Source organism: Mycobacterium sp. IDUB_39 (assembly GCF_055419205.1).
In genome coordinates, this window is the sequence record NZ_JBVAXF010000002.1 from 760,182 (window position 1) to 783,990 (window position 23,809).

17 protein-coding genes are annotated in these 23,809 nt (G+C 63.9%); 13 read left to right on the top strand and 4 right to left on the bottom strand.

The window, feature by feature from the left end; translation table 11 throughout:
* Nucleotides 1-8 precede the first annotated feature (8 nt).
* Nucleotides 9-6,320 (bottom strand): sulfolipid-1 biosynthesis phthioceranic/hydroxyphthioceranic acid synthase, encoded by a 6,312-nt coding sequence (gene pks2 / locus ACZY0X_RS09945; protein ID WP_463769868.1) that lies wholly within the window; start codon nucleotides 6,318-6,320, stop codon nucleotides 9-11.
* A 643-nt stretch (nucleotides 6,321-6,963) separates the two neighbouring features.
* Between pks2 and ACZY0X_RS09950 the strand changes: the two genes are divergently transcribed.
* The 8 genes from ACZY0X_RS09950 to ACZY0X_RS09985 all read left to right on the top strand — a co-directional run bounded on the left by ACZY0X_RS09950 (nucleotide 6,964) and on the right by ACZY0X_RS09985 (nucleotide 13,744).
* On the top strand, nucleotides 6,964-7,722 hold the full coding sequence (locus ACZY0X_RS09950; protein ID WP_463769870.1) for a hypothetical protein: 759 nt from the start codon (nucleotides 6,964-6,966) through the stop codon (nucleotides 7,720-7,722).
* Nucleotides 7,719-8,492 (top strand): glucose-1-phosphate cytidylyltransferase, encoded by a 774-nt coding sequence (gene rfbF / locus ACZY0X_RS09955; protein ID WP_463769872.1) that lies wholly within the window; start codon nucleotides 7,719-7,721, stop codon nucleotides 8,490-8,492. Before ACZY0X_RS09950 ends, rfbF begins: the two co-directional genes overlap by 4 nt.
* Nucleotides 8,480-9,565, top strand: coding sequence for a CDP-glucose 4,6-dehydratase (rfbG, locus tag ACZY0X_RS09960; RefSeq protein WP_463770602.1), 1,086 nt, complete (start codon nucleotides 8,480-8,482; stop codon nucleotides 9,563-9,565). The genes rfbF and rfbG overlap by 13 nt, the downstream gene beginning before the upstream one ends.
* On the top strand, nucleotides 9,562-10,113 hold the full coding sequence (gene rfbC, locus ACZY0X_RS09965; RefSeq protein WP_463769874.1) for a dTDP-4-dehydrorhamnose 3,5-epimerase: 552 nt from the start codon (nucleotides 9,562-9,564) through the stop codon (nucleotides 10,111-10,113). The genes rfbG and rfbC overlap by 4 nt, the downstream gene beginning before the upstream one ends.
* 198 nt (nucleotides 10,114-10,311) lie before the next feature.
* Entirely contained in the window at nucleotides 10,312-11,085 is a 774-nt protein-coding gene (locus ACZY0X_RS09970) for a TylF/MycF/NovP-related O-methyltransferase (protein ID WP_463770604.1), read from the top strand.
* 31 nt (nucleotides 11,086-11,116) lie between these two features.
* Nucleotides 11,117-11,902 carry a cephalosporin hydroxylase family protein gene (locus ACZY0X_RS09975; RefSeq protein ID WP_463769876.1) on the top strand — a complete coding sequence of 262 codons (786 nt, stop codon included), beginning with the start codon at nucleotides 11,117-11,119 and terminating at the stop codon, nucleotides 11,900-11,902.
* A 208-nt stretch (nucleotides 11,903-12,110) separates the two neighbouring features.
* Nucleotides 12,111-12,836, top strand: coding sequence for an O-methyltransferase (locus tag ACZY0X_RS09980; protein WP_463769878.1), 726 nt, complete (start codon nucleotides 12,111-12,113; stop codon nucleotides 12,834-12,836).
* Nucleotides 12,837-12,970: 134 nt separating this feature from the next.
* Nucleotides 12,971-13,744, top strand: a complete 774-nt coding sequence (locus ACZY0X_RS09985) for a methyltransferase domain-containing protein (RefSeq protein WP_463769880.1) — start codon at nucleotides 12,971-12,973, stop codon at nucleotides 13,742-13,744.
* Between the two features lie 14 nt (nucleotides 13,745-13,758).
* On the opposite strand, the gene ACZY0X_RS09990 is transcribed toward ACZY0X_RS09985, so the two are convergent.
* On the bottom strand, nucleotides 13,759-15,039 hold the full coding sequence (locus tag ACZY0X_RS09990) for a glycosyltransferase (RefSeq protein ID WP_463769882.1): 1,281 nt from the start codon (nucleotides 15,037-15,039) through the stop codon (nucleotides 13,759-13,761).
* A 361-nt stretch (nucleotides 15,040-15,400) separates the two neighbouring features.
* Between ACZY0X_RS09990 and ACZY0X_RS09995 the strand changes: the two genes are divergently transcribed.
* From ACZY0X_RS09995 to ACZY0X_RS10010, 4 genes are all read left to right on the top strand, one after another.
* Complete coding sequence (locus tag ACZY0X_RS09995; protein ID WP_463770605.1) at nucleotides 15,401-16,828, top strand: MFS transporter; 1,428 nt, start codon at nucleotides 15,401-15,403, stop codon at nucleotides 16,826-16,828.
* A gap of 216 nt (nucleotides 16,829-17,044) precedes the next feature.
* On the top strand, nucleotides 17,045-18,019 hold the full coding sequence (locus ACZY0X_RS10000; RefSeq protein WP_463769884.1) for a sulfotransferase family protein: 975 nt from the start codon (nucleotides 17,045-17,047) through the stop codon (nucleotides 18,017-18,019).
* Between the two features lie 139 nt (nucleotides 18,020-18,158).
* Nucleotides 18,159-19,439: a glycosyltransferase gene (locus tag ACZY0X_RS10005; protein ID WP_463769886.1), complete on the top strand. Its 1,281-nt coding sequence runs from the start codon at nucleotides 18,159-18,161 to the stop codon at nucleotides 19,437-19,439.
* A gap of 57 nt (nucleotides 19,440-19,496) precedes the next feature.
* Complete coding sequence (locus ACZY0X_RS10010) at nucleotides 19,497-20,756, top strand: glycosyltransferase (RefSeq protein ID WP_463769888.1); 1,260 nt, start codon at nucleotides 19,497-19,499, stop codon at nucleotides 20,754-20,756.
* An 84-nt stretch (nucleotides 20,757-20,840) separates the two neighbouring features.
* On the opposite strand, the gene ACZY0X_RS10015 is transcribed toward ACZY0X_RS10010, so the two are convergent.
* Together ACZY0X_RS10015 and ACZY0X_RS10020 are read right to left on the bottom strand one after the other, a co-directional pair.
* Entirely contained in the window at nucleotides 20,841-21,506 is a 666-nt protein-coding gene (locus ACZY0X_RS10015) for a class I SAM-dependent methyltransferase (protein WP_463769890.1), read from the bottom strand.
* Between the two features lie 120 nt (nucleotides 21,507-21,626).
* Complete coding sequence (locus ACZY0X_RS10020; RefSeq protein WP_463769892.1) at nucleotides 21,627-23,039, bottom strand: cytochrome P450; 1,413 nt, start codon at nucleotides 23,037-23,039, stop codon at nucleotides 21,627-21,629.
* A gap of 528 nt (nucleotides 23,040-23,567) precedes the next feature.
* Between ACZY0X_RS10020 and ACZY0X_RS10025 the strand changes: the two genes are divergently transcribed.
* The gene (locus ACZY0X_RS10025) at nucleotides 23,568-23,792 is read left to right on the top strand and encodes an MbtH family protein (RefSeq protein ID WP_241403640.1); all 225 of its coding nucleotides are present in this window, start codon (nucleotides 23,568-23,570) and stop codon (nucleotides 23,790-23,792) included.
* The last annotated feature ends 17 nt before the right edge of the window (nucleotides 23,793-23,809 follow it).

Below are 23,809 nucleotides of genomic sequence, written 5' to 3' on the forward strand. Positions count from 1 at the left end.
CTATCGTTTTACGTTGTGGTCAGCTCAGTCGCCAGTGAATCGGCTAGGTGCTTGCCCAGGGCTCGTGCGGTGTTGTGGGTGGCGATGGCCTTGGGGGTGATGCGTATACCGGTCTCGGCCTCGATGCGGCTGCGCAGTTCGAGGTAGCCCAGGGAGTCTAGGCCGTGATCGGGGAACGCATGGTCGGGGTCGACGGTGCGGCGCAGGATGAGGCTGGCCTGCTCGGTCACCAGGCGCCGAAGCCGGGCCGGCCACTCGTCGGGGGACAGCGTGAGTAACTCGGCGCGCATGGTGGCGGTGTCGTGCTGTGCCCCACCCGCGGTCTTGAACGCCTCGGCGAACGGGCTGCGCGCGACGAGAGCGGTGAACAAAGGCGTTCCCGCCGTGGGCATGTAGCCGGTGTAGGTGCGGTCGTAACGCAGCAGCGTCTCGAAGGCGTGCGCACCCTCATCGGGGGTGATCATCGTGGTGCGGCCCTCTTCAAGGGACGCGGCGCGTCCGACCTGGCCCCAAGCTCCCCACGCGATCGCGGTGGCCGGTAGGCCCTGGGCGCGACGCCAGTGAGTGAAGGCGTCCAACCAGCTGTTGGCCGCTGCGTATGCGCCCTGCCCTGGCGAGCCGAGCAGTGCGGCTGCCGACGAGAACGAGCAGAACCAGTCCAGTGGTGCCTCGGCTTCTGCATCACGCAGGGCCCGGTGCATATGCCAGGCGCCGCAGACCTTGGCCACCCAGTCTCGGTCGATCAGCTCGTCCGTGATGCTGGTCAGCGTGGCGTCCTCCACCACCGCCGCGGCGTGCAGCACACCGCGTACCGGAAGCCCGGTGGCAGTGGCGGCGGCGACCAGACGCTCCGCGGTCGCCGGCTCGGCGATATCGCCACACTCCACGTGGACGTCAGTGCCGGTCGCACGTATACGCGCAATGGCCTGCTCGGCCTGAGGATTTGGTTGCGAGCGGCTCGCCAGCACGATCCGGCCACAGCCCGCGCCGGCCATCTTGGCGGCGAGGAACAGCCCGAGGCCGCCCAGGCCACCGGTGATGATGTAGGCGCCATCCTCTCGGAAGACCCGAGCCTGCTCCGGTGGCACGACCACGCTGCTGCGTCCGCTGTGCGGGACGTCGAGCACGAGCTTTCCGGTGTGCTCCGCGGCGCCCATCACGCGAATCGCGGTGGCCGCCTCGGCGAGTGGGTAGCGGGTGATCTCCGGCGGGGGCAGCTCACCTTCCGCGACGAGCCGGTACACGCGGCGCAACAGGTCCGCGATCTTGCGAGGCCGGCTCTTGACCATCAACGCCAGGTCGACGTAGTGGAATGTGAGGTTGCGGCGGAAGGGATAGAGCCCCAGCCGCGTGTTGGCGTAGACGTCGAGCTTGCCGATCTCCACGAACCGTCCGTCGATGGACAGCAGTTCGAGCCCGGCGCGCTGGGCGGCGCCGGTGAGGGAGTTGAGCACGATATCAACGCCCTCGCCGTCCGTGTCCTTGCGGATCAGGTCGGCGAACTCGATGCTGCGCGAGTCGTAGACATGTTCTATGCCCATGCCACGCAACAATTCTCGACGTGCCGGGCTGCCCGCCGTGGCGAAGATCTCCGCTCCCGCGGCGCGAGCGATCGCGATGGCCGCCTGGCCCACACCGCCGGTGGCGGAGTGGATCAAGACGCGGTCACCGGCGCCGATCCTGGCTTGGTCGTGCAGGCCGTACCAGGCGGTCGCGTACGCAGTGGTCGTCGCGGCCGCCAACTCGTCGGTCAACCCGGGCGGCAGTGTCACGGCAGCGCGAGCGTCGCAGGTGACGAACGTGGCCCAGCATCCGTTCTTCGAGAAGCCGCCGACATGGTCACCGACCCGATGATCGGTGACGTCGGGCCCGACCGCGGTCACCACGCCGGCGAAATCGGTGCCCGGCTGCGGCAGAATTCCCTCGACGCTGGGGTATTGGCCGAACGCGACCAGGACATCGGCGAAGTTGATGCTGGATGAGCTGACCGCGACCTCAATCTCGCCCGGCCCTGGCGGAACACGGTCGAAGGCCGCGAATTCCATGCTCGCCAGATCGCCCGGGGTGCGGATCTCCAAGCGCATGCCGTCACGCTCGTGGTCCACCACGGTGGTGCGGCGCTCGTCCGGCCGCAGGGGTGTGGGCCGCAGTCGGGCCACGTACCACTGACCGTCCCGCCACGCGGTTTCGTCCTCGTCCGAGCCCGATAGCAGTTCGAATGCCACCTTTTCGGGATCGCAGTCGATGTCCACGTCGATCTGGGTGGGTCGCAGCTGCGGATGTTCGGCTCCGACCACGCGCACCAGGCCGCGTAGTCCCGCCTGGTCGAGGTTGGCCCCATCCCCATGCTGGACAGCCTGGGCGTCCCTTGTCAGCACATAGAGACGCGGTGGTTCTCCAGGTGCCTCCGTCAGTTCGCGGGCGATCCGCACCAGGTGCGACACATGCTCGCGGGCCCTGGTCAATCCGTCTTCATCCGGATTGCCCACCGGTGCCGGGAGCACCACGACAAGACCCTTGACGGCACTCGCCCGCAGTCGACCGCCCAGTTGCTCGAGGTAGGCGGGATGGTCGGCGTGTTCCGGCCAGCCAAGCCAATCGCATTGTGCATCAAGGGCTTTCATCGACTCGATGAGCCCGGTCGTCAGGGCGTCCTCGGTCGTGGAGGTCGTGATCAGCAGCCACTGGCCGGGGTCGGCATCCGGTGCGGGGGGTAGGGCGCTCTGCCGCCATTCGACGGCTAGGAGGCGCTCGGCGAGGACCCGCTGCACTTCGCTTCCCTCGGCGGCGCTGCTGCCCAGCCGGAATCCCCGGACAATGACCACAGGCGTCCCGGACTCGTCGAGCACGTCGAGGTCGGCCTCGAAACCCGACCGATCGTGCGGGGTCAGCCGGACGACGCAGTAGCGGGGATTGCGCGCCGGGTCGCAGATTCGGATCCGTCGCACACTCAGCGGCACGAGCAGGCCGCCGTCGGTGTCGTCGTTGACCGCCTGGTGCGCCGCGACAGACTGGAAGCAGGCATCGAGTAACGCCGGGTGTATGCCGTAGGCACCCTGTTGAGCGCGAAGCGGGCCGGGCAGCGCGATCTCGGTGACCAGGGTGGACGCGTCGTCGGCGGTGTGAGCGGCGATCAGCCCAGCAAATGCCGGACCCAGCGCAACCCCGCGCGCGTTGAACAGCTGCCGGAGCTCGTCGCCCTCGGTGCGCGACGGGTGCGCGGCGAGCAACGCGGACACGTCGTGCGGCCGCGGCGCGTCGGCGTCGTCTTCGTCGACGGCTTCATCTCCGGCAAGCCGAAGGGTGGCGCTTGCTCGCCGTGTGCGTTCGCCCTCGTGATCGGTCACCACCTCGAACTCCGCGACGCCGGGTGTGTCAACCGAGACGACCGTGGATATCGGGGTTTGCTTGTCCAGCAGCAACATCTGCTCGAAGCGGATGTCACGTACCTCGGATTGCTCGCCGAGCACGGTGCGAGCGGCCGCCAGCGCCATCTCGCAGTAGGCGGCCCCGGGAAGCGCGGTCACGGCGTGTACCTGATGGTCACTCAGCCAAGGCAGTACCGCGGTGCCGACATCGCCCTGCCAGGCGTGGCGCTCCGGCTCCTCGGGCAGACGAACATGGGCGCCCAGCAGTGGATGCACAGTGACGGTTCGGGTGCCTAGCGCCTGGGGGCTGGCGCCGCCTTTTCCGATGCGCAGCCGACGGTGGGTCCAGCTCGGCAGCGGCGCGTCAACCAGCTGCCCCTTCGGGTAGAGCGCCGCGAAATCCACTGCGGCGCCGGCACAATAAAGGTTCGCCAGGAACTCGAACAGGCCGTGCCGCAGCTCCTGCTGGCGCAGAAGGCAGGGCAGCGCCTGGACTGAGATGTCGGATGCGCTGGCTGTCTGCTCGACCGCGCGGGTCAATAGAGGGTGGGGGGAGAGTTCGGCGAAGACTCGATGGCCGTCCTCGAGCGCCGCCTGCACCGCGTCGGCGAAGTGCACCGGATTGCGCAGATTGTCCGCCCAGTAACTAGCGTCCAAGTCCGGCTGCTGCCGTGGGTCGTCCAGGGTCGCCGAGTAGTACGGGACTGATGGCGTCATGGGAGTGAGATCGGCCAACGCATCGGTCAACTGGGCGAGGATGGGGTCGACCTGCGGGGAGTGCGACGCGACGTCGACCGCCACCTCGCGTGCCATGATGTCGCGGCGCTCCCACATCTCGACCAAGTCCCTAACCGCCTGGGTCGTACCGCCGATGACGGTGGACTCTGGCGAGGCGACCACCGACACCACGACATCCGTGAGACCGCGGGCAGCCAGTTCCTCACGCACGCGCCGGGCGGGCAGCTCCACCGATGCCATCGCCCCAGCGCCGGAGATCGTGGCCAACAACCGCGAGCGGCGGCAGATGACGCGGACCCCGTCTTCGAGTGAAAGTGCTCCTGCGACAACGGCCGCGGCGACTTCCCCGAGCGAGTGCCCGACGACTGCGCCGGGGACTACCCCATGGGAGCGCATCGCGGCGGCCAATGCGACCTGCATGGTGAACAGGGTCGGCTGGACTCGGTCGATACCGGTGACTGTCTCCGGCGCCGACATCGCCTGTGTGACCGAGAATCCCGCTTCGGCGGCGATCAGCGGCTCGGCCTGCGCGACGGTCGCGGCGAACACCGGCTCGGCCGCCAGCAGATCTGCACCCATCGCAGCCCACTGTGAGCCCTGTCCGGAGAACACCCACACGGGTCCCCGGTCGTCCTGGCCCACGGCAGGGGGATACGCCGCGTCGACCTCGGCGACCTCGAGTAAACGCTCGGTCAGCTCGGAAATACTCGCGGCGACCACGGCAGCGCGCACGGGCCGATGGCCACGCCTGCGCGCCAGGGTGTACGCCAGATCCGATGGCACCAGCTGATCGGCACGGTCTCTCACCCACTCGGCGAGCCGTCCGGAGGTGCGTCGTAGCGCCTCGGGCGAGGTGGCCGACAGTGCGAACACCAGAGAGCCGGCGTGGCCGGGGGAGACTTCGGCGGGGTGCGCGGGTTCGGGTGCCTCTTCCAGCACGGCATGCACGTTTGTGCCGCTCAGACCGTACGACGACACGGCCGCCCGTCGGCGGTCCTGGCCGTCTCGCGACGGCCACGGCGTGGCCTCGGTGGGAACGAACAGTCCGGTGTCGATCCGTGCGAGGTCATCGGTCAGCCGGGTGAAGTGCAGTGACTGCGGGACCACTCCGTGTTGCAGCGCGAGGGTGGTCTTGATCAGCCCCACCACGCCTGCCGCACCCTCGGTGTGCCCGAAGTTGCTCTTCGCCGATCCGAGTGCACAAGGACCATCCGACCCGTATACCTGGGCGAGGCTGCCGAACTCGATCGGGTCGCCGACCCGGGTGCCGGTGCCGTGGGCCTCCACCATGCCGACCGTGGCGGGGTCCACACCCGCATTCGCCAGCGCTGCGCGGTACGCGTTGGCCTGTGCATCCAACGACGGCCTGGAAATGGTCTTGGTGCGGCCATCGTGATTGGCTGCCGTGCCACGTATCACCGCGTGGATCTGGTCGCCGTCTCGCAGTGCGTCTGGCAGGCGCTTCAGCAAGACCACGGCGCTTCCCTCGGACCGCACAAACCCGTCCGCCGCGACGTCGAAGGAATGGCAGCAGCCAGTCGGGGAGAACATGCCCAGCGCCGCCCCCGCCGTGTTCATGATCCCCGAAATCAGGGTGTTGACCCCGCCCGCCAGAGCAAGGTCACTCTCGCCGTCATTCAGGCTGCGAAAGGCCAGGTGCAAGGCGAGTAGACCGGTCGAACATGCGGAGTCCACCGTCAGCGCCGGGCCATGCACTCCCAGCCAAAACGCAATGCGCCCGGACGCCATGCTGGGGGTATTGCCGGGGTACGCATAGGGATCGTGGACGACGCCCGACTCGTAGGTCAGCACGACGTGGTCATCGTGGACCACCCCCATGAAGACACCCGTCTTGGATCCGAACAGCGAGCCGGGAGCCATGCCGGCGTGCTCGATGGCCTCCCACGAGGTCTCCATCAACAACCGGTGGTTCGGATCCATGTAGGTCGCCTCGTGCGTCCGCAGACCGAAGAACGGGGCGTCGAATCCCCAAATGTCATCCAGGAATCCGCCGTAACGCGTCACCGACTTGCCGGGCACCCCCGGCTCGGGGTCGTAGAACTCGTCGACGTCCCACCGATCGGCCGGGATCTCGGTGACCAGGTTGTCCCCGCGCTCCAGCGCCTCCCACAGTTTGTCCGGCGAGTTGATGCCACCGGGGAGCCGACAGCCCATTCCGATCACTGCGACGGGAGTGACTGGGGCGTACCCCATGGGGCATTCACCTCTTTCCAACCGGTGGGTTTCAGCAGGCACGGCCGAATTCCGCTAGGGGGCAGGTCATTAGCTCAGTCGTTCGGACGGCCCGTCCATCCGAGCCTCAAATCAACTGGTCGGTCGGTAGCCTAGCCACTCCGATGAGATGTGGTGGCGAAATCTGCTTCGCCGACGTAGGTGGCTTGCCGTGCCGGTGCAGGAAGGGCCGATGTCGTCCCCGACAATTAGGTTGCCCTGAGTGCACGATCTTGGCCATCAGTCGCTCGAGGGGGACCAGGGGCACCTGGTGATTCACGTCCATTGCGACGGGGCCCACGCGCTCACTAGCCGCTTGTGAAGAACTGCTCATGGTTCCTCGACTGCCCTTGGTATGTTCGGTTCACGTTCCTCGACGACCGAAAGAACACCGCCCAGTGGCAGCCGTAGACGCTCGTGGCATCGCCGGCCAAGCACTGCAGGATTTCCGAACGCGCACCGCAGTTAGCGGCGGGCGTGAGGTCTCCAGCAGCTTATTGTCAGGATCTGACCCGCACCCATGATTCGTAGGTACTGCATTAGTCACGAGAAGCCACTGCTGCCCGAGAGTTGGTACGACGACTGCATCGCGCTTGGGGATTTCCAACCGGACTCTGCATTCCACGTGAGGCAACTCGATCGGTTTTGGGACGAGGCCAGACCGGTTGCATATGGCGCCGCGGGAACGCACGTGCTGCCCATCGCAATCGAGCGATTCTCCGGGGATGCTGAGCTTATTGAAGTTTCCTCGCACCGGAAGAGAACCCTTCCGTGTCCGGAGGGAAGGGAGGCCAAGAACTTTCCCACCATGAGGGAGTTGAGCCTTGAGAACTTCGCACGGGAATCCGAGCTTTCGGTGTACACGCCCAGGGCTGGCCTGGAATTTCTGATAGCGCAGCCTCTTCATCTCAAGAAAACGGTAGTTGGGCACTACTCAGCGATTCATCACCGCAGAGATATTCTCGATTATGCCGATCTGGCAGTCGAGTTGGGTGTGTTGGATTCGAATTCTGCGTCGGAGTTCCTGGCCGCAAAGCACTTCATCCCCGGCGGTATTGAACTCGGGATCTACCCGAGGGAGTGGTTGGTACACACATTCTCAGGAATCGAGATTGTCGGCAGAGAGTTCCTGAACCGATATGGCGACCGCCTGAGGAAATACAATAGATTTCAGATTAGGGCGGTCGGTTTTCTGGGTGAGAGGCTGGGGTCCTATCTTGTGATTCGACACCTCAAGGAGAAGTACTCGAACAGCATTCCTGCCGAGGTGTTCGGATATCTGACGGTCATCGTAAAGGATGACTCGAATTACTCCGCTGGATTGGCGGATCGACCGACGAATTTGTCGAGTTGGTACCGTCCCAAACTTAAGCGAGCTCAATGAAAGCCGTATTGCTGGCCGGCGGCTTGGGCACTCGTCTCAGCGAGGAGACGGCCGTCCGCCCCAAACCGATGGTGGAGATCGGCGGGCGGCCAATCTTGTGGCACATCATGAAGCTCTACTCTCATCACGGTATTGACGATTTCGTCGTCTGCTGTGGCTACAAGGGCTATGCCATCAAGGAATACTTCGCCAACTACTTCCTGCACATGTCGGACGTGACCTTCGATATGTCCGTCAACAGGATGGAAGTGCACGAGCACCACGCCGAACCCTGGCGTGTGACCCTGGTGGATACCGGTGACGACACCCTGACCGGTGGACGCCTCAAGCGCGTGGCAAGTTACATCCGAGACGACGAGGCATTCTGCTTGACCTATGGTGACGGGCTCAGTGACGTGAACATCGGCGCAAGCATCGAATTCCACCGTCAGCACGGCCGGCACGCCACAGTTACAGCGGTGCGCCCACCCGGTCGCTATGGCGCCATCGAGCGCACAGGTGACCAGGTAACGCAATTCATCGAGAAGCCACGTGGCGACGGCGGCCTCATCAACGGCGGTTTCTTCGTCCTGTCGCCTGCGGTGCTCGATTACATCGAAGGAGACGAGACCCCTTGGGAGGGCTCGCCCTTGGCCCGCCTCGCTGCCGATGGCGAAATGATGACGTTCGAGCATTCCGGCTTCTGGCAACCGATGGACACGCTTCGGGACAAGAACCTGCTCGAAGAACAGTGGAGTAGCGGCAAAGCGCCATGGAAATGCTGGCGGTGAACGCCTTCGGAAGTGCTTATCGAGGGCGCAGAGTCCTGGTGACTGGCCACACCGGCTTCAAGGGCAGTTGGTTGTGTCTGTGGTTGCAGGCGCTTGGCGCGCAGATCTCCGGGCTCGCATTGGACCCACCGTCCGAACCCAGCCATTGGGGCTCGTTGGAGCTGCCCATCAAGGATCATCGCATCGATATTCGCGATGAGGCGGCCGTCCGTGGGATCTTCGCCGCGGAGCGACCGGAGATTGTCTTCCACTTGGCCGCCCAGCCGTTGGTTCGTCGGTCCTACCGAGAGCCAGCCACCACATGGGCCACCAATGTGATGGGCACCGTGCATGTACTCGAGGCCGTGCGTCACACGCCAGATGTACGTGGCGTCGTAGTTGTCACGAGTGACAAGTGCTACGAGAATCGCGAATGGCCCTGGGCCTACCGAGAACGAGACCGGCTGGGGGGCCACGACCCCTACAGCGCGTCGAAGGCCGGCGCCGAGTTGGTCGCCGCCAGTTACCGAAGTGCGTTGCTGCAACACCCGTCTGCCCCGCTGCTCGCAACCGCCCGGGGTGGCAACGTGATCGGCGGTGGCGACTGGTCTGAGGACCGACTGATTCCCGATCTGGTGCGCTCAGTTATCGCCCGCGAGCCACTGGTGATCCGCTCGCCGCGCGCCACGCGACCCTGGCAACACGTGCTGGATTGCCTCAGTGGGTACTTGCTCCTGGGCGAGCGGCTGCTGGCCGGCGACACCGCCAGTGCCGATGCCTGGAACTTCGGCCCTGAAGGGGAGAACCTTACGGTCGAACAGGTGCTCGCAGACCTTGCTCACACATGGCCACAGGTTCAGTGGCGAGTGGCATCCGATCCGCAGCCACACGAGGCGGCACTACTGCAACTCGACAGCGCCAAGGCGAAAACACATCTCGGTTGGCGTCCCGTCTGGAACTCTGAGACAGCTATCCACCACACCGCCAACTGGTATCGCCGATTTCTGGAAGCCGGTGACGTGTCGAGCGCCGACGAACTGGCCGCCTACGTCGCCGATGCAGCCGACTCAGGCATGGGTTGGGCGAACCCGTGAACATTCTCGACACCGCCGTGGCCGATCTGAAGATCGTGCAGTCCATGCCCCATCACGATGACCGCGGAGCATTCGTCCGGCTCTTCTGCGCTCAGGAGCTCCAGCCCGTATTGGGTGGCCGCCAGATCGCGCAGGTCAACCACTCCAGAACCAGCGACGCCGGTACCGTGCGCGGCCTGCACTTCCAACGGCCACCGCACGCGGAAATGAAGATGGTCCGCTGCGTTCGCGGCCGACTCTGGGACGTGGCAGTGGACCTGCGGGCGGGCTCACCCACGTTTCTGCAGTGGCACGCCCAGGAACTGGCACAGGACGATGCGCAAATGCTGGTCATCCCAGAGGGTTTCGCCCACGGCTTCCAGGCTCTGGAGCCGGACAGTGAACTGCTGTACCTGGTGACAGAGTTCTACAACCCGTCTTCCGAGGGTGGTCTTCGGTATGACGACCCACGGCTCGCGATCGATTGGCCATTGCCGCCGCAGGGGTTGTCACCCCGTGACCTAACCCATCCGCTGCTGAGTGCTGATTTCAGTGGAGTCGTGTTGTGAACTGCCTACCCCGTTGAACCAATCACCTTGCGGTTTTAACGGATCTCCATTTTCCAGTCGGGTACGATCGCAATTCATGGTCAGCAGTCATGAGAACCGCCTTCGCGCACCGCGATCCGGTACAGCGAGGGTTATCCGGTGAACCGACTTAGCGCTGCGAATGTTCTTCAGGCCGGCAGTAGACGCATCGATGCGGGGATGCAGGCTTTGTTGCGTCGCGTCGCGCCGAAAGCGTACATACAGGATGGCCTGATCAGCGTGCATTCCCACACGTTCATGCAGGATCCGAGATTCATCGCGGCGTACGACCGAGGCGTCAGCGCGATCGGCGGCGTGGACACCTATCGATGGCACTGGCGCGTGCATGTCGGCCTGTGGGCCGCCACGACTGGGTTGCGACTTGATGGGGATTTTGTCGAGTGTGGCGTGAACAGGGGTTTTCTGAGCAGCGCCATCATGGAGTACCTCGACTGGAACTCGCTCGACCGGGATTTCTATCTGCTTGACACATTTGCAGGCTTGGACGACGGATTTGTGACCGAACGTGAGCGCACATCCGGTGCGCTGCAAAAGAATGCAGAGAATCTGCAAAGCGGCTTCTATGTGAAGGGATCGGATTCTGTCCGGGCCAACTTCGCTCAATGGCCGCGTGCGCGCATCGTCGAGGGCGTTGTACCCGACACCCTCGGGGAGGTCGCGACGCGCCGGGTTGCCTATCTGCACATCGACATGAACTGCGCTCCACCAGAAATAGCCGCACTTGAACACTTCTGGGAACTACTGGTCCCAGGTGCGCCAGTACTGCTCGACGACTACGCCTACCTGGGCTATGAGGAACAAAAGCTCGCGATGGATGAATTCGCGCAGACGCACGGCGTGACGATCTGTTCGCTGCCGACTGGCCAGGGCTTGATTATCAAGCCAAGTCCACCAGCAGGTCCGGAAGTCGGTATGGGAGATTCCGCTCCGTGATTCAGATCAAATCAGCTTGGGAGACATAGCCGTGGCCGAACCAACTCTGACGGACCATCAGCTGAGCGTGGTCGAGAACGTCGAAGCTCTCGCGAAGGATCAAGAGTTCGCGCGGCTGTCCTCTGAATGGCTCGATCGAGGCGCGAGGAACCGCTACTCGTACAACTTCGAGTGGCTCGGCCGGCCGATCATTCAATACCCACAGGACATCGTCTGCCTTCAGGAGTTGATCTGGAGGGTCAAGCCACGTGTGATCGTGGAGACGGGAATCGCGCACGGCGGTTCATTGATCCTCAGCGCTTCCATGCTCGCGCTGCTTGACATGTGTGACGCCGTCGACAACAACACAACCCTGGACCCTCGCGCACCCAGTCGGCAGGTCATTGGCGTCGATATCGATATTCGCGCCCACAATCGTGCGGCGATGGAGGCTCATCCACTGTCTCACTACATAACGATGATCGAGGGGTCGAGCCTTGAGCCGGCAACAATTCAACAGGTTCACGATTTGGCACGCGGTCGTGGGGCCACGCTCGTCTGCCTCGACAGCAACCACACCCATGAGCATGTTCTCGCCGAATTGTCGGCATACGCATCTCTAGTGACACCGAATAGCTATTGCGTGGTGTTTGACACCATTATCGAGGATCTGCCCGCCGATATGTTCCCCGACCGGCCGTGGGATCATGGCAACAACCCGAAGACAGCGGTCTGGGAGTTTCTGAAGTCGCATTCCGAGTTCGAGATTGATCGCGAGATCCCACAGAGACTTCAGATAACCGCGGCGCCGGACGGGTATCTGCGCCGCGTGCGCTAAGCCCGCTAGGGCGCCCGCGTCAGCCGTTCTTGCATCGGCGCGCTCTCGGCCGAGACTCTGCGTCGAAGGTGCGGCCTGTCCGGTACCGTCGGTACATCCGTTCGAAAAGTGTTTCGAGAGTTGTAATTGACTGGCGCGACACCTAACAGCGAGTTCTCGACGTATGGGGCGGTATGGAGATGATGGATCTGCCGACAAGGTGCCTACGGTGAATGTCGTTCTCAAGTTTTCCCCCATCGCGCGGCGCGATCGCTATCGGGGTCGACGCAGAACCCTGAGAGTGCTGGGGCCGGAGCTTGCTGCAATGACCACTTGGTCGGAGGTGGACACCGAGCTTCACGGTGAGGCTGCCGAGGTGGTCAACCGCACTCCGAGGGTCCACGGGTTGCCGCACGACTTGCCGACCTATGAGTCTGTGGTCGACCGAACTCGGCCGATTCGGATGTTGGAGATCGGTAGCTTCTATGATGACTCGCTCCAGATGTGGCAGGAGTACCTTCACCCTGACTCGCGCATCGTCGGTATTGACATTGACTCAAAGTTGGTGCGAGTTGCGGACTCAGGAGGCATTCACGTCCGCATGTGTGGTGAGCAGGGCGCTTCCTTCCTGAGATCGGTGGCTGCGGAGTTCGGCCCTTTCGACGTCATCATCGACGCCGGAAGTATCACGACATCCCGTATGGCAGATTCCTTTCGCTGCCTGTTCGAGAATGCGCTGAGCGACAGCGGCGTTTACCTGATTGAAGACGTCTATTGCGACTATTGGACGTTCGCCAACAATTTTTCGTTCACGGATCTCGCCACGGCATTGATCGATGCCGTGTATGGCCATTATCGGTTCGCGACCAATATCGCTAACTTCCGAGATGGTCACCTCATCGTCGTGCGCCGCGCCTCCCTGGACCGCAGCGACGCAACCACCGGTCCTGAGTAGCGGGTGTGGTGTTCACTTCCCGGCGTGGCTGGGCGGGGTCCGGATCCCGGGTCGATTACGTGCTGGCCCAACCGAAGTCGGCCGAAGCCGCGGTGAGTTTGGGGCTTTCGATGGGATCACCGCGTCGATGATCCATGATGGTCTACGTGGATAGCAGAACCCGAGACATTGCGAGCATGCCCCGGGGCGGGCCGGACGCTTCCTGGTTGGACCGGCGGTTGCAGACCGACCGACTGGAATACCTGGACCGTGATGACGTCGACGATCTGAAACGCAAGGTCATGGATTCACTCGACCGCGCCGGACGGCGACGCCGTATTGGTATTCACGACAAGTGCGCCCGGATGGTGCTTCGCGAAGTGGCCGATGTGCCCTCGCCGAGGATCCTCGAACTCGGGGCTGGCCTTGGCGGGCTGTCGAGCAAGCTACTGGAGAGACATCCCACTGCTGCGCTGACGGTCACCGATATCGATCCCACGTTTGTGGCCGGCATGGCCGCAAGTGATCTCGGCAGTCACCCGCGCGTCACGGTGCGCGAAATGGACGCCACCGCAATCGATGCCCCGGACGGGTATTACGACCTTGCGGTGTTCGCGTTGTCCTTGCACCACCTGCCGCCCGCACTCGCCGCTCAAGTCTTTGACGCGGGGACCAGGGCGGCCAAGAAGTTGCTGATCGTGGATCTCCCCAGGCCGCCGGCACCGTTGCACGTGATGTTATTGGCGGTGGTGCTGCCGCTCACCAGGGTCTCGCCATTGCAACACGATGGTTTCATCAGCTCGCTTCGCGCCTACAGCCCGTCGGCGCTGCGCGCGCTCGCCAATCATGCCGACCCGGCCATTACCGTCGAGTTCCGGACCGGACGAGGGTTGGGCCCGACGGTGGCGGTCGCCAGCCGCGCCCGCTAGATCAGGACTGCGGGTCAGCCGACACGACTTGAGCGGGCGAAGTTCTCCAGCAGATCGGCGGTGTTGGCAACGCTCTCGGCGGGTTTGGTCATCCGGGTGGCGACCTCGCGCGCCCGCTCGACATACTGCGGTTCGAGGATTCGGCGTAGGTCCGCGACCAACGACTTCTCGGTAGCGGCCGAAATGCGCCGCCCAAAGCCCACTTTCAGCTGTTTGATCCGATCTGCGTAGATCGCCTGATCGAGGGCCGTCCAGAGAATCAGCATGGGGACTCCGGCGCGCAGGCCCGCCGATGTGGTGCCCATGCCGCCGTGGTGCACGAGCGCGCGGCAGGAGGGAAACGCGGCCGCGTAGTTCATCGTGTCCACCACCTTGACGTGCTCGGAAGGGGGGATGTCACTGAAGTCGCTCCAGCCTGCGCACACCAACGCGCGCTCGCCCAGCTGTGCGCAGGCCGCGGTGATCGCGGCGAGCGTGTCGGTGGGAGATTTAACCGGGGTGCTGCCAAACCCGAAGAAGATCGGCGGTGTTCCCGCGGCGATCCACGAGGCGATCTCGTCATCGGAATCGGTCGGCAACTCCATAGTCAGCGCGCCGACAAAGGGTCGCTGGCCATTCCAGTTCGACCATTCCGCCGCCAGCCCGGGGAACCAAGTCTCGTCGTAAGCCTGAACTTCCAGTGATCCGCGTTCGGTGATCCGACGCGGTGCGGAGCCCCTGGCCTTCGGCAGGCCCAGTTGGCGGCGCTGCGCGTCCTCAAACCTCTTCACCCCGCGCCAAGCCGTCCACTGAAACAGCGTCAGGGCGTGACGACCCAACGACGGTGGCAGGAAAGGTAGGAAGTGACCGTTGGCCCGCACGGGTGCGACATGCAGCGTTGCCAGCGGAATGCCGTAATACTCCGCGACGTTGACAGCGGGCGGCTCGAAATTTAAAAAAGTGACCAATAGGTCGGCGCCATCCGTCAATGACTTCAGCGTTGCGGCGATCTGGTCCCAGTACCCGATGATGGGCTCTCCGACTTCACGCCACGACCTGATCAGATCTGGAATCTTCCAGAAGTTCTTCGAGAACTCTCCGAAGAAGCGCGTCCAGAAATCCCGGTGCGCATCCCACCACACCTGGGTGTCAGGGCCATAGGGGACCGCCTCAAGCCCAGCGGTCTCGGCGAAGCTGACGAGGTCAGGCGGGACGGCCACGCGCACGTCATGCCCACGGCGCAGCAACTCCAGGCCGACTGCGACGCATGGTTCGATATCGCCACGACTTCCGTAGCTCGCCAGCACCACTTTCATCGCGGGTCTTTCGGCATGGAATTTTCCCCGATCCGGTGGCGAACCGTGATGTAGCAACTGGTCTTTGGCGACTGGGTAATCAACAGTCAATCCACAGCACTGTGGTGTGGGTGTGGCGCGCGATGTGACTCTAACTGAGCTGAGCTAATTTCTCGCCAGTTTCAACGAACCGAATTTGCACGACCTCAATTTCTTGGCAACGCCCGGATGCTACGGTCGGCCGGTGACAGACCGCGCGGAGCGAACGACCTCGGTGCCCGTCGCGCCGACCACGCCGCAGCCCACGAGCAGTGACCCTTCGACCTCGCTGCTGTCGCGCAGATTCATCGGTGTGGTTATCGCGATCGGCGGCGTGCTGCTGATGGCGTTCATGGACGGCCCCGTCGCGGTCTATGCGCTTCCTCAGATCCAGGACGATCTCGGCCTGTCGAATGCCGGGCGCAGCTGGGTGATCACCGCATACGTCGTCGCCTTTGCTGGCCTGATGTTGCTTGGCGGCCGCCTGGGTGACACCTTCGGCCGCAAGCGCACCTTCATCGTCGGCATCGCGCTGTTCACCCTCGCCTCGGCCCTGTGCGGCATCGCGTGGGACGGGACCATCCTGGTTATTGCCCGGCTGTTGCATGGCGCGGCCGCCGCGATCGTGGCACCGACGGCTATGTCGCTGGTCGCGACCACGTTCCCGAAGGGGCCGACACGCAATGCGGCCTCGGCGGTGTTCGGCGCGATGAGCGGTATCGGTGCGGTGCTGGGGCTGGTGGTGGGCCCGGCGCTCACCGAGGTGTCGTGGCGGCTGGCGTTCTTGGTGAACGTGCCGATCGGGCTGGTGGTGATCTACCTGGCCTACACGACGCTGCGGGAGACCCAAAAGGAGCGGATGAAGCTCGACGCCAGCGGGGCTGTGCTGGTCACGTTGGCTTGCACCGCTGCGGTTTTCGGCTTGTCGATAGGGCCGGAGAAGGGCTGGCAGTCGCCCATCACGATCGTGTCGTGTCTGGTGGCTCTGGGCGCCTTCGTGGCGTTCGTGGTGGTGGAGCGCACCGCCGAGAACCCGATCGTGCCGTTCAGCCTGTTCTCTGAACGCAACCGGCTGGCCACGTTCGCGGCGATGTTCCTGGCCGGTGGGGTGAGTTTCACCCTCGCCGTGCTGGTCGGCCTGTATGTGCAGAGCGTCATCGGCTACGGCCCACTTCAGGCAGGCATCAGCTTCATCCCGTTCGCCGCCGCGACGACTGTCGGGGTGGTGGTGGCGTCGCGGGTGGTGACGTGGTTGCCGCCGCGGGCAGTGGTGATCGCAGGTGGCGCCCTGGTGGTGGCCGCGCTGGTGTACGGCTCGACGCTCAACGGCGGCGTGCCGTACTTCCCGAATCTGCTACTGCCGATCGTCCTCGGGGGTATCGGTCTCGGGATGATCAACGTGCCGCTCACGCTGTCGCTGGTCGCCAGCGTTGGGTTCGACCGAATCGGGCCCGCATCCGCGATCGCACTGATGCTGCAGACCATCGGCGGGCCGATCGTGCTGGTCGTTGTCCAAGCCGTCATCACGGTGCGCACGCTGCAACTGGGCGGCACCAGCGGGCCGGTGGACGCCATGAACGCCGCCGAGATGAATGCGCTGGATCAGGGCATAACCTACGGCCTACTGTGGCTGGCTGGCGTGGTCGTCCTACTCGGCGTGGTAGCGCTGTTCATCGGCTACAGCGCGCAGGAGGTGGCGCGCGTGTCGGAAGCCAACAAGGCTGCCAACGCCGTCGAGGACGGCGATGCGGACGTCGACGAGAATGCTTAGCTCGTAGCTAAGGCCTCACTCTTACTGCGATCAAGTTGGCCCCGGAGACCATGCGACATATAGCGATTCACGGCAATAGTGTCGTGTCACTGTCTATCCTGCCGCTATGAGTCAGAGCCGAACCGCTATCGCGAATCGCGCCGCAGGATCGCCTTCGTTGCGTCAGCCGACTGCGCAGATCGCACAACGCCATGCGGTCACACGCGACTTCGGGTTGTGCGCGTGACCCCGGCCGCACAGACCGGGGCTGCGACTCGCCCCGTTGCACTGTTCGTGTTGGGAGCGCCCAGGTCTGGTACGTCGGCTCTCACGCGGGTTCTCTCGCTGTGCGGCGCGACGCTCCCGGTCGGGATGGCGGGCGCTGACCGGAACAATCTGCGTGGCTATTGGGAGCCGCGCGCGGCTCTGCACATCAACAACACAATCCTGCATCGCCACGGCAGCACCGTGTTCGACACGTCATTGCGCCTGCAGGACGACGGTGGGCTGGACGCCGAGCAGAAGGCCGCCTGCGTCGGCGAGATTCAGGCGTATCTGAGCACGCTGCCGGCCGCGCCGCTCGTGGTCATCAAGGACCCGAGGATAACGCTGCTGTCCGGCTTGTGGTTCGAGGCGGCGCGTCAGGCCGGATTCGACGTCGCGGTCGTGATTGCGGTACGCCACCCGCGTGAGGTCATCGCGTCCGGTGAGGCGGCCTTGCTGGCCCAGCCGGAACTCGCGAGTGCTTTGTGGCTGAAGTTCAATCTGCTGGCCGAAAGAGATTCACGCGGCCTGCCGCGCGTGTTCGTCGACTACGCCAACTTCCTCGAGGACTGGCGCCGGGAGGTAAAGCGGATCTCGGTGGCGCTCGACATCGATCTCGACGCCCGGGACGAGGGGGCGATCAAGGAGTTTCTCACCTCGGATCTTCACCGCCAGCGACACAGCGGCCCGGTGACAGAGCCCTTCGGCACAGACTGGATAACCGTGGTCAACGATGCGCTGTGCGCGGCCGCGAGTGACGAGCCCTGGGATCAGGCTGCGCTGGATCACGTTTTCGAGTCGTACCGGGCGAGCGAACGCGGTTTCCGCACGGCGCTCGAGAACAGCCACCGCCTACACAAGATCCACCGGTTCATGCCGCCGCCTTTCCTGAAGCTGCGCAACGAGATCGTCGCGCTGGCCAACCGCCGCAGCGGGACTTGGGCCTAGGCCTGACGGTGAAGGCCGAGACTTCTGGATTTCAGGTCGTCAGCGCGGGTATCGGGTTATGCTGCCGGGCGGCCGAGCCGTGGCGAGGCCCCCACTGTGATTCCGCAGAAATACGGGACGTGAAGGACTGAGATCCGCGATGAAGTTCGTGCTGTCGTTCTATGGAACCCGTGGCGATGTCGAGCCCGGTATCGCCGTCGGTCGTGAGTTGCTGCGCCGCGGGCACGACGTGCGCATGGCAGTCCCGCCCGATCTGGTTGGCTTCGCCGAGGCGACCGGCCTTGCGGCAGTTGCCTGCGGGCCGGATGTGCGCGTGTGGCAGGACGTGAACCGTGACTTCTGGGCGCGTTTCCTGCGCAACTTCTGGAAGAACTTCTGGAGGATCAAGGACCTGAAGGCGTTGTTGCGCGAGGACTGGCAGTTGTTCACCCAGTGCTGGCAGGACGTCAGCTCGACCCTGAAATCGATGTCGGAGGAAGCTGACCTGCTGTTCACCGGCGTGCTGGGTGAGGAGTCAGCCGGCAACGTCGCGGAGTACTACGGCCTTCCGTTGGCCACATTGCATGTGTTCCCGATTCGGGCCAATGGCCAGCTCTTTCCGGGAATGCCGGCACGGCTGGGCCGGTCTGTCATGAGGATGTCGGAGTGGTTGGGTTGGCCGATGATGAAGAGGATCGAGGACCCTCAGCGTCGAGAACTGGGCCTTCCCAAGGCCACCGGCCCCTCGCCGTGGCGGATCGCCGACCGCGGATCGCTGGAAATCCAAGCCTACGATGAGGTTTCCTTTCCCGGGCTCGCCGAGGAATGGGCGAAATGGGACGGTCGCAGGCCCTTCGTCGGCGCGCTGACGTTGGACCTGCCGACGGACTCCGATGCCGAGGTCGCCTCGTGGATTGCGCAGGGATCACCGCCGATTTGTTTCGGCTTCGGCAGTATGCCGGTCGAATCTGCCGCCGACACCCTCGCCATGATCACCGCGGCCTGTGATCAATTGGGCGTGCGCGCGTTGGTTTGCGCCGGCTCGAGTGACTTCAGCGGCGTTTCCCCTTCCGAGCAGGTCAAGGTGGTGGACGTGATGAACTACACCGCCGCCTTTCCCGCCTGCCGTGCGGTCGTGCATCACGGCGGCGCGGGCACCACGGCCGCAAGCCTGCGCGCCGGTGTCCCCACGCTCGTTCTCTCGACCGACCTCGATCAGACGCTGTGGGGTGCTCGGGTCAAACGGCTGAAAGTTGGCACCGCCAGGCGTTTCTCGGCTACTACCGAGAAGACGCTGGTCGAAGACCTGCGCACGATCCTTGACCCGGTATGTGTCGCCCGCGCCCGCGAGGTCGCGACCCAGATGACCCAACCCGCGGAGAGTGTTGCGATCGCCGCCGATCGGTTGGAAGCTTTCGTCCGCCTCAGGCGTGCTGGCTGACCGGCGACGGCGCGCCAGCACAGAGCGCGCAGAGCAAGTGAGAGGCTAGATTCCGCGATGAAATTTGTGCTGGCAAGCTATGGAACTCGCGGCGACATCGAGCCGTGTGTCGCTGTCGGCCGTGAGCTGCAGAGCCGCGGGCACGAAGTGCACATGGCCATCCCACCCGACCTGATCGACTTCGCTGAGGCGGCAGGGCTTTCAGCGGTCGCCTACGGACCGGACTTGCAGGACGTTCTAGACGCACACCGCAACTTCTGGACGCATTTCTTCCGTAACTTCTGGAAGATCCGAGAATTGATCCGACTGCGGCGCGAAGTCGTCGAGCCATTTCTCGAGTGCTGGAAGGAGATCATCGCGACGCTCACCTCGCTCACCGAGGGGGCCGACTTGTTGTTCACCGGCGTGAACTTCGAGGACGCCGCAGGCAACGTCGCAGAGTACTACGACATTCCGTTGGCCACGCTGCACCTGTTCCCCCTGCGAGCCAACGGTCATCTCTTGCCAGTCCTCCCGGCACCATTGGGTCGTCGCGCGATGAAGATGGGCGAGTGGGTGGCATGGCGCGCGGCGAAGAAGGTCGAGGGCGTCCAGCGCGGTGAGCTGGGCTTGCCAAAGGCGACACGACCCTCGCCGTGGCGGATCACCGACCGCGGCTGGCTGGAAATCCAAGGCTACGATGAGGTCTGCTTTCCCGGCCTCGCACACGAGTGGGCGAATTGGGCTGGACAACGGCCCTTCGTCGGCGCACTGACGATGGAGTTGCCGACCGACGCCGACGACGAGGTGGCGTCGTGGATCGCCGCCGGAACACCACCAATCTTCTTCGGCTTTGGCAGCTTGCCAGTCGGATCTGCCGGCGAGACACTCGCCATGATCAGCGCGGCGTGTGCACAGTTGGGTGAGCGGGCGTTGATTTGCTCGGCAGGCACTGACTTCCACCTCCCGCACTCCGAGCACGTCAAGGTGGTGGGCGCGATGAGTTACGCGGCTGCCTTCCCCACCTGCCGCGCAGTTGTGCACCACGGCGGCCTGGGGACCACTGCGGCGGGTCTGCGTGCGGGGATTCCCACGTTGATCCTCTCGACAGACTTCGACCAGACGATGTGGGGGAGACGGGTCAAGAAGTTGAAAGTCGGTACCGCCAGGCGTCTTTCGGCCACCACCGAGAAATCGTTGGTCACCGACCTGCGCACGATCCTGGAACCGCAATATGGTGCCCGCGCCCGCGAAGTCGCCACCCAGATGACGAAAGCCACCGAGAGCGTCGCGGCTACCGCCGATCGCCTAGAGGCCTTCGCCGAATCTCATCAATAGAGATCCGGCGTGCGCGAACCCGCAGGCAAGCGTCGTTCTGTCACACGCAAATACTGTGTCCAACAGTGATTCACGACGGCGACATCAGGGGAGCCGCAGTTCCAGCATCTGTTGACCCAACGGATGATCCCAATCCCCGATGTAGTGCGGTGCCAGCCCGGCAGTACGCGCGCAGTTCTCGATGTGATCGCGGGTGTAGTGATAGGGGTCCGACAGAAAATGCGTGGCAAAGCCGCCGCGCGAGAACGTATCTGGGATCGGTAGCTCGGGCACCTCGTAGAACGTGAAGTAGAAGCGGCTCGCCTCGTGCATCACACGCCGCATCTGCATGAAACAGTAGATGATGTGGTTGGCGGGCAAATGCGTCAGCAACGACACCGAGATCCCAAAATCAAACTGGGTATTGAACCCGGAGGCATCGAATTGATCGGTGCGGTGCAGGTGAACCTGCTTGTTCAACCCAGCTGACCGCAACTCCTGCTCGCCAGCCTTCAAAAGGCTCTTGTTGATGTCGATGCCGTAATAGTTGCCGTCGTCCAGGTAATCGACGAAATGCAAACCTCCCCGCAGAGCGCCGCAGCCAACGTCCAAAAGTGTTGACGTGGGCGCCAGCCCGTTGGCGACCATGAAGTCGAATTGAAGACGACCGATCTCCTCCCAACGGCCGCCGACCATGAGGCGGTGAACCTTCAGTTTGCGCTGGAGGGGGCCGAGTTCACGGTGGTATAGGTTGATCTTCGTTTGGTCCACGTTTTTCTCTCTAGGCGTCTGATCGGTTCGTTCAGGAGTGGTCAATACGTTCAATCCACAAATGGGTCATTGATTTCACGCGACTGGGCGATCGGTGCCGTCGCGCGAGGCATTTCCGCTCTACTCCATCGGCGAATCGCTCGACGGAGTTGAGCCGTGGTTGGCAGGACACACCGGCGCGTTTGTCGCCGACGCGGACGCGGCGTCCCGCAAGGCCCGGATTCGGATGAGCCCACCGCGATGCGGCACGAAGGTGACGTGCTTCGACTTCTGCTTCTCATCGGGTTCTGTGGTGGTGCACAACTCGACCCTGCGCAGGATCTCGCGCAGCACGACTCGCATCTCGACCGTGGAGAACGTGGCACCTATGCAGCGGCGATTGCCACCGCCGAACGGCAAATAGGTGGTCGGCGTCAGGGTGGCGCCGATCATCCGGTCCGGGTCGAACCGCTCTGGATCCGGATACAGATCGGCATTCTGATGCACCAGCCCGATACCGGGGTTGACGATGGCGCCGGCAGGCAGCAGGTAGCCACCCAACTCGATCGGCTCCTTCAGTAGCCGGCCCGAGCTGAAGATCACCGGACGGATCCGCAGCGTCTCCTTTGTCACCGCATCGAGGTACTCGTCGCCGGCAGGATCGCCCTCCGCGCTGGCGTCGGCGGCCCACACCGCCTTGGCTAGCGCCTCAGGATGGCGGGTGAGCCGCTCGAGGGCCCAGGACAGCGACGCCGAGGTCGTCTCGTGGCCTGCGGCGATCAGCGTGAGGAGCTGATCGCGCAGTTCGTGGTCGGTCATCGTGCGTCCGTCTTCGTCGGAGGCACGGACCATCATGGCCAGGACATCGGTGCGGTCGGCCAGATCGGGGTCGGCGCGGCGGTCCGCGATCTCGGCGTAGAGCAGGGCGTCGGCTTCTGCGAATCGTCGGCCCAGCGCTCGCCACGGGCCATAGTGCTGCAAGTTCGGCTTGGCGATCGCCGGCGTCTCCCACGGCTTCAGGTAGAGCAGCTCGGGTATGACTTTGCGCAGCGCGGCGAGCCGGTCCAGGTCGGTGGCGCCGATGACGGTCCGCAGGATCACCTCGAGCGTGATCTGGGTCGTCTTGGACTCCACGGGGAAGTTCTTGTTCACGGGCCATTCGGCGATGCTGGCAGCAGCGATCTCGGCCATCTGAGCAGCCTGCTGCGCAACGGCGTCGCGATGGAACGCCGGCATCATCAGACGACGCTGGTCGCGATGCTCATCCTCGTCGATCACGAACACCGAGTTCTCGCCGAGGACGCCGCTCAAATACCAGCGCGCTTCGCCGGCGTGAAAGATCCGCGGGTCGCCGGCGAAAACCTTTTTGATGTCGTCCGGATTCGCGAGATAGATCGTCGTGCCCGCCAGCGGTTCACGCAGCTTGAACACGTCGCCGTAGCGGCGCTGGCATTCGGTCAAGAAGCGCAAGCCGTAGCGCAGCATCAACACGGACTGCGCCACCATGGGAAGTGGAGGTCCGGGAGGCAGTCCGGGTTGCGCGGTGTCGCTCACAGTGCGGGATCCTTGCTACTAGATGGGTATGACGCGGTCACGCCGACGACCTCGGGCTGCACCTGACACGGGTTTGCCGGTCGCGTGTGAACACTCGGTTCGGGTAGATCCACAATCGCAGACCAGGGCGCTACGGCGAGTTCCAACCGTACGAGTGTCGGGTTGGGTGTGCGAGCACTTTGGGGCGGTTGCATCCCAATCATCGCGAGATTCGCCGGTACCGCGCGCGTGTCGACCGCCCCGGTGCGGGTGTGAGGAACCCCACCACGTACGGTCATCTGGCGCTCGACCCGAACCCCTTGCGGAGCATCGCGCGCTGGGCGTCCCGACGGCACCTGCGGGAACGGTGCGGTCGACTCCACAGCAAAGGTTGGGCTCGCCGGTATCGGGTTTGTCGCACCGTTGAACAGGTGTGGAGGCGCGTTACAGCAAATATTGACGATTTTCCTAAAACTCTGAACGGGGCAGCTGGCCTCGGATAGGTTAGAACGTGTTCCACTTGTGTCGGCTAGATGATCAGGAGAAATGTTGAGCGTCAATCCCTTCGACGACGACAAAGGCAGTTTTTTCGTCTTGGTCAACGACGAAGAGCAGCACAGCTTGTGGCCCGCGTTCGCCGATGTCCCGGCCGGCTGGCAAGTGGTCTTCGGCGAAGCAGACCGCGTGGCGTGCCTCGACTACATCGAACAGAACTGGGCTGACATACGGCCGAAGAGCCTGCGCGAGAGGTTGGCACAGGGCCGGAATAAGTAAACGGCAGGCATAGACCT

Excerpts from the sequence above, each read along its gene's own strand:
- ACZY0X_RS10010 (WP_463769888.1), top strand. The coding sequence starts at position 19,497 with ATGAAATTTGTGCTGGCAAGCTATGGAACTCGCGGCGACATCGAGCCG.
- rfbF (WP_463769872.1), top strand. The coding sequence starts at position 7,719 with ATGAAAGCCGTATTGCTGGCCGGCGGCTTGGGCACTCGTCTCAGCGAG.
- ACZY0X_RS09995 (WP_463770605.1), top strand. The coding sequence starts at position 15,401 with ATGGCGTTCATGGACGGCCCCGTCGCGGTCTATGCGCTTCCTCAGATC.
- ACZY0X_RS10005 (WP_463769886.1), top strand. The coding sequence starts at position 18,159 with ATGAAGTTCGTGCTGTCGTTCTATGGAACCCGTGGCGATGTCGAGCCC.
- pks2 (WP_463769868.1), bottom strand. The coding sequence starts at position 6,320 with ATGGGGTACGCCCCAGTCACTCCCGTCGCAGTGATCGGAATGGGCTGT.
- rfbG (WP_463770602.1), top strand. The coding sequence starts at position 8,480 with ATGCTGGCGGTGAACGCCTTCGGAAGTGCTTATCGAGGGCGCAGAGTC.
- ACZY0X_RS09985 (WP_463769880.1), top strand. The coding sequence starts at position 12,971 with ATGATGGTCTACGTGGATAGCAGAACCCGAGACATTGCGAGCATGCCC.
- ACZY0X_RS09970 (WP_463770604.1), top strand. The coding sequence starts at position 10,312 with ATGCAGGCTTTGTTGCGTCGCGTCGCGCCGAAAGCGTACATACAGGAT.
- ACZY0X_RS09990 (WP_463769882.1), bottom strand. The coding sequence starts at position 15,039 with ATGAAAGTGGTGCTGGCGAGCTACGGAAGTCGTGGCGATATCGAACCA.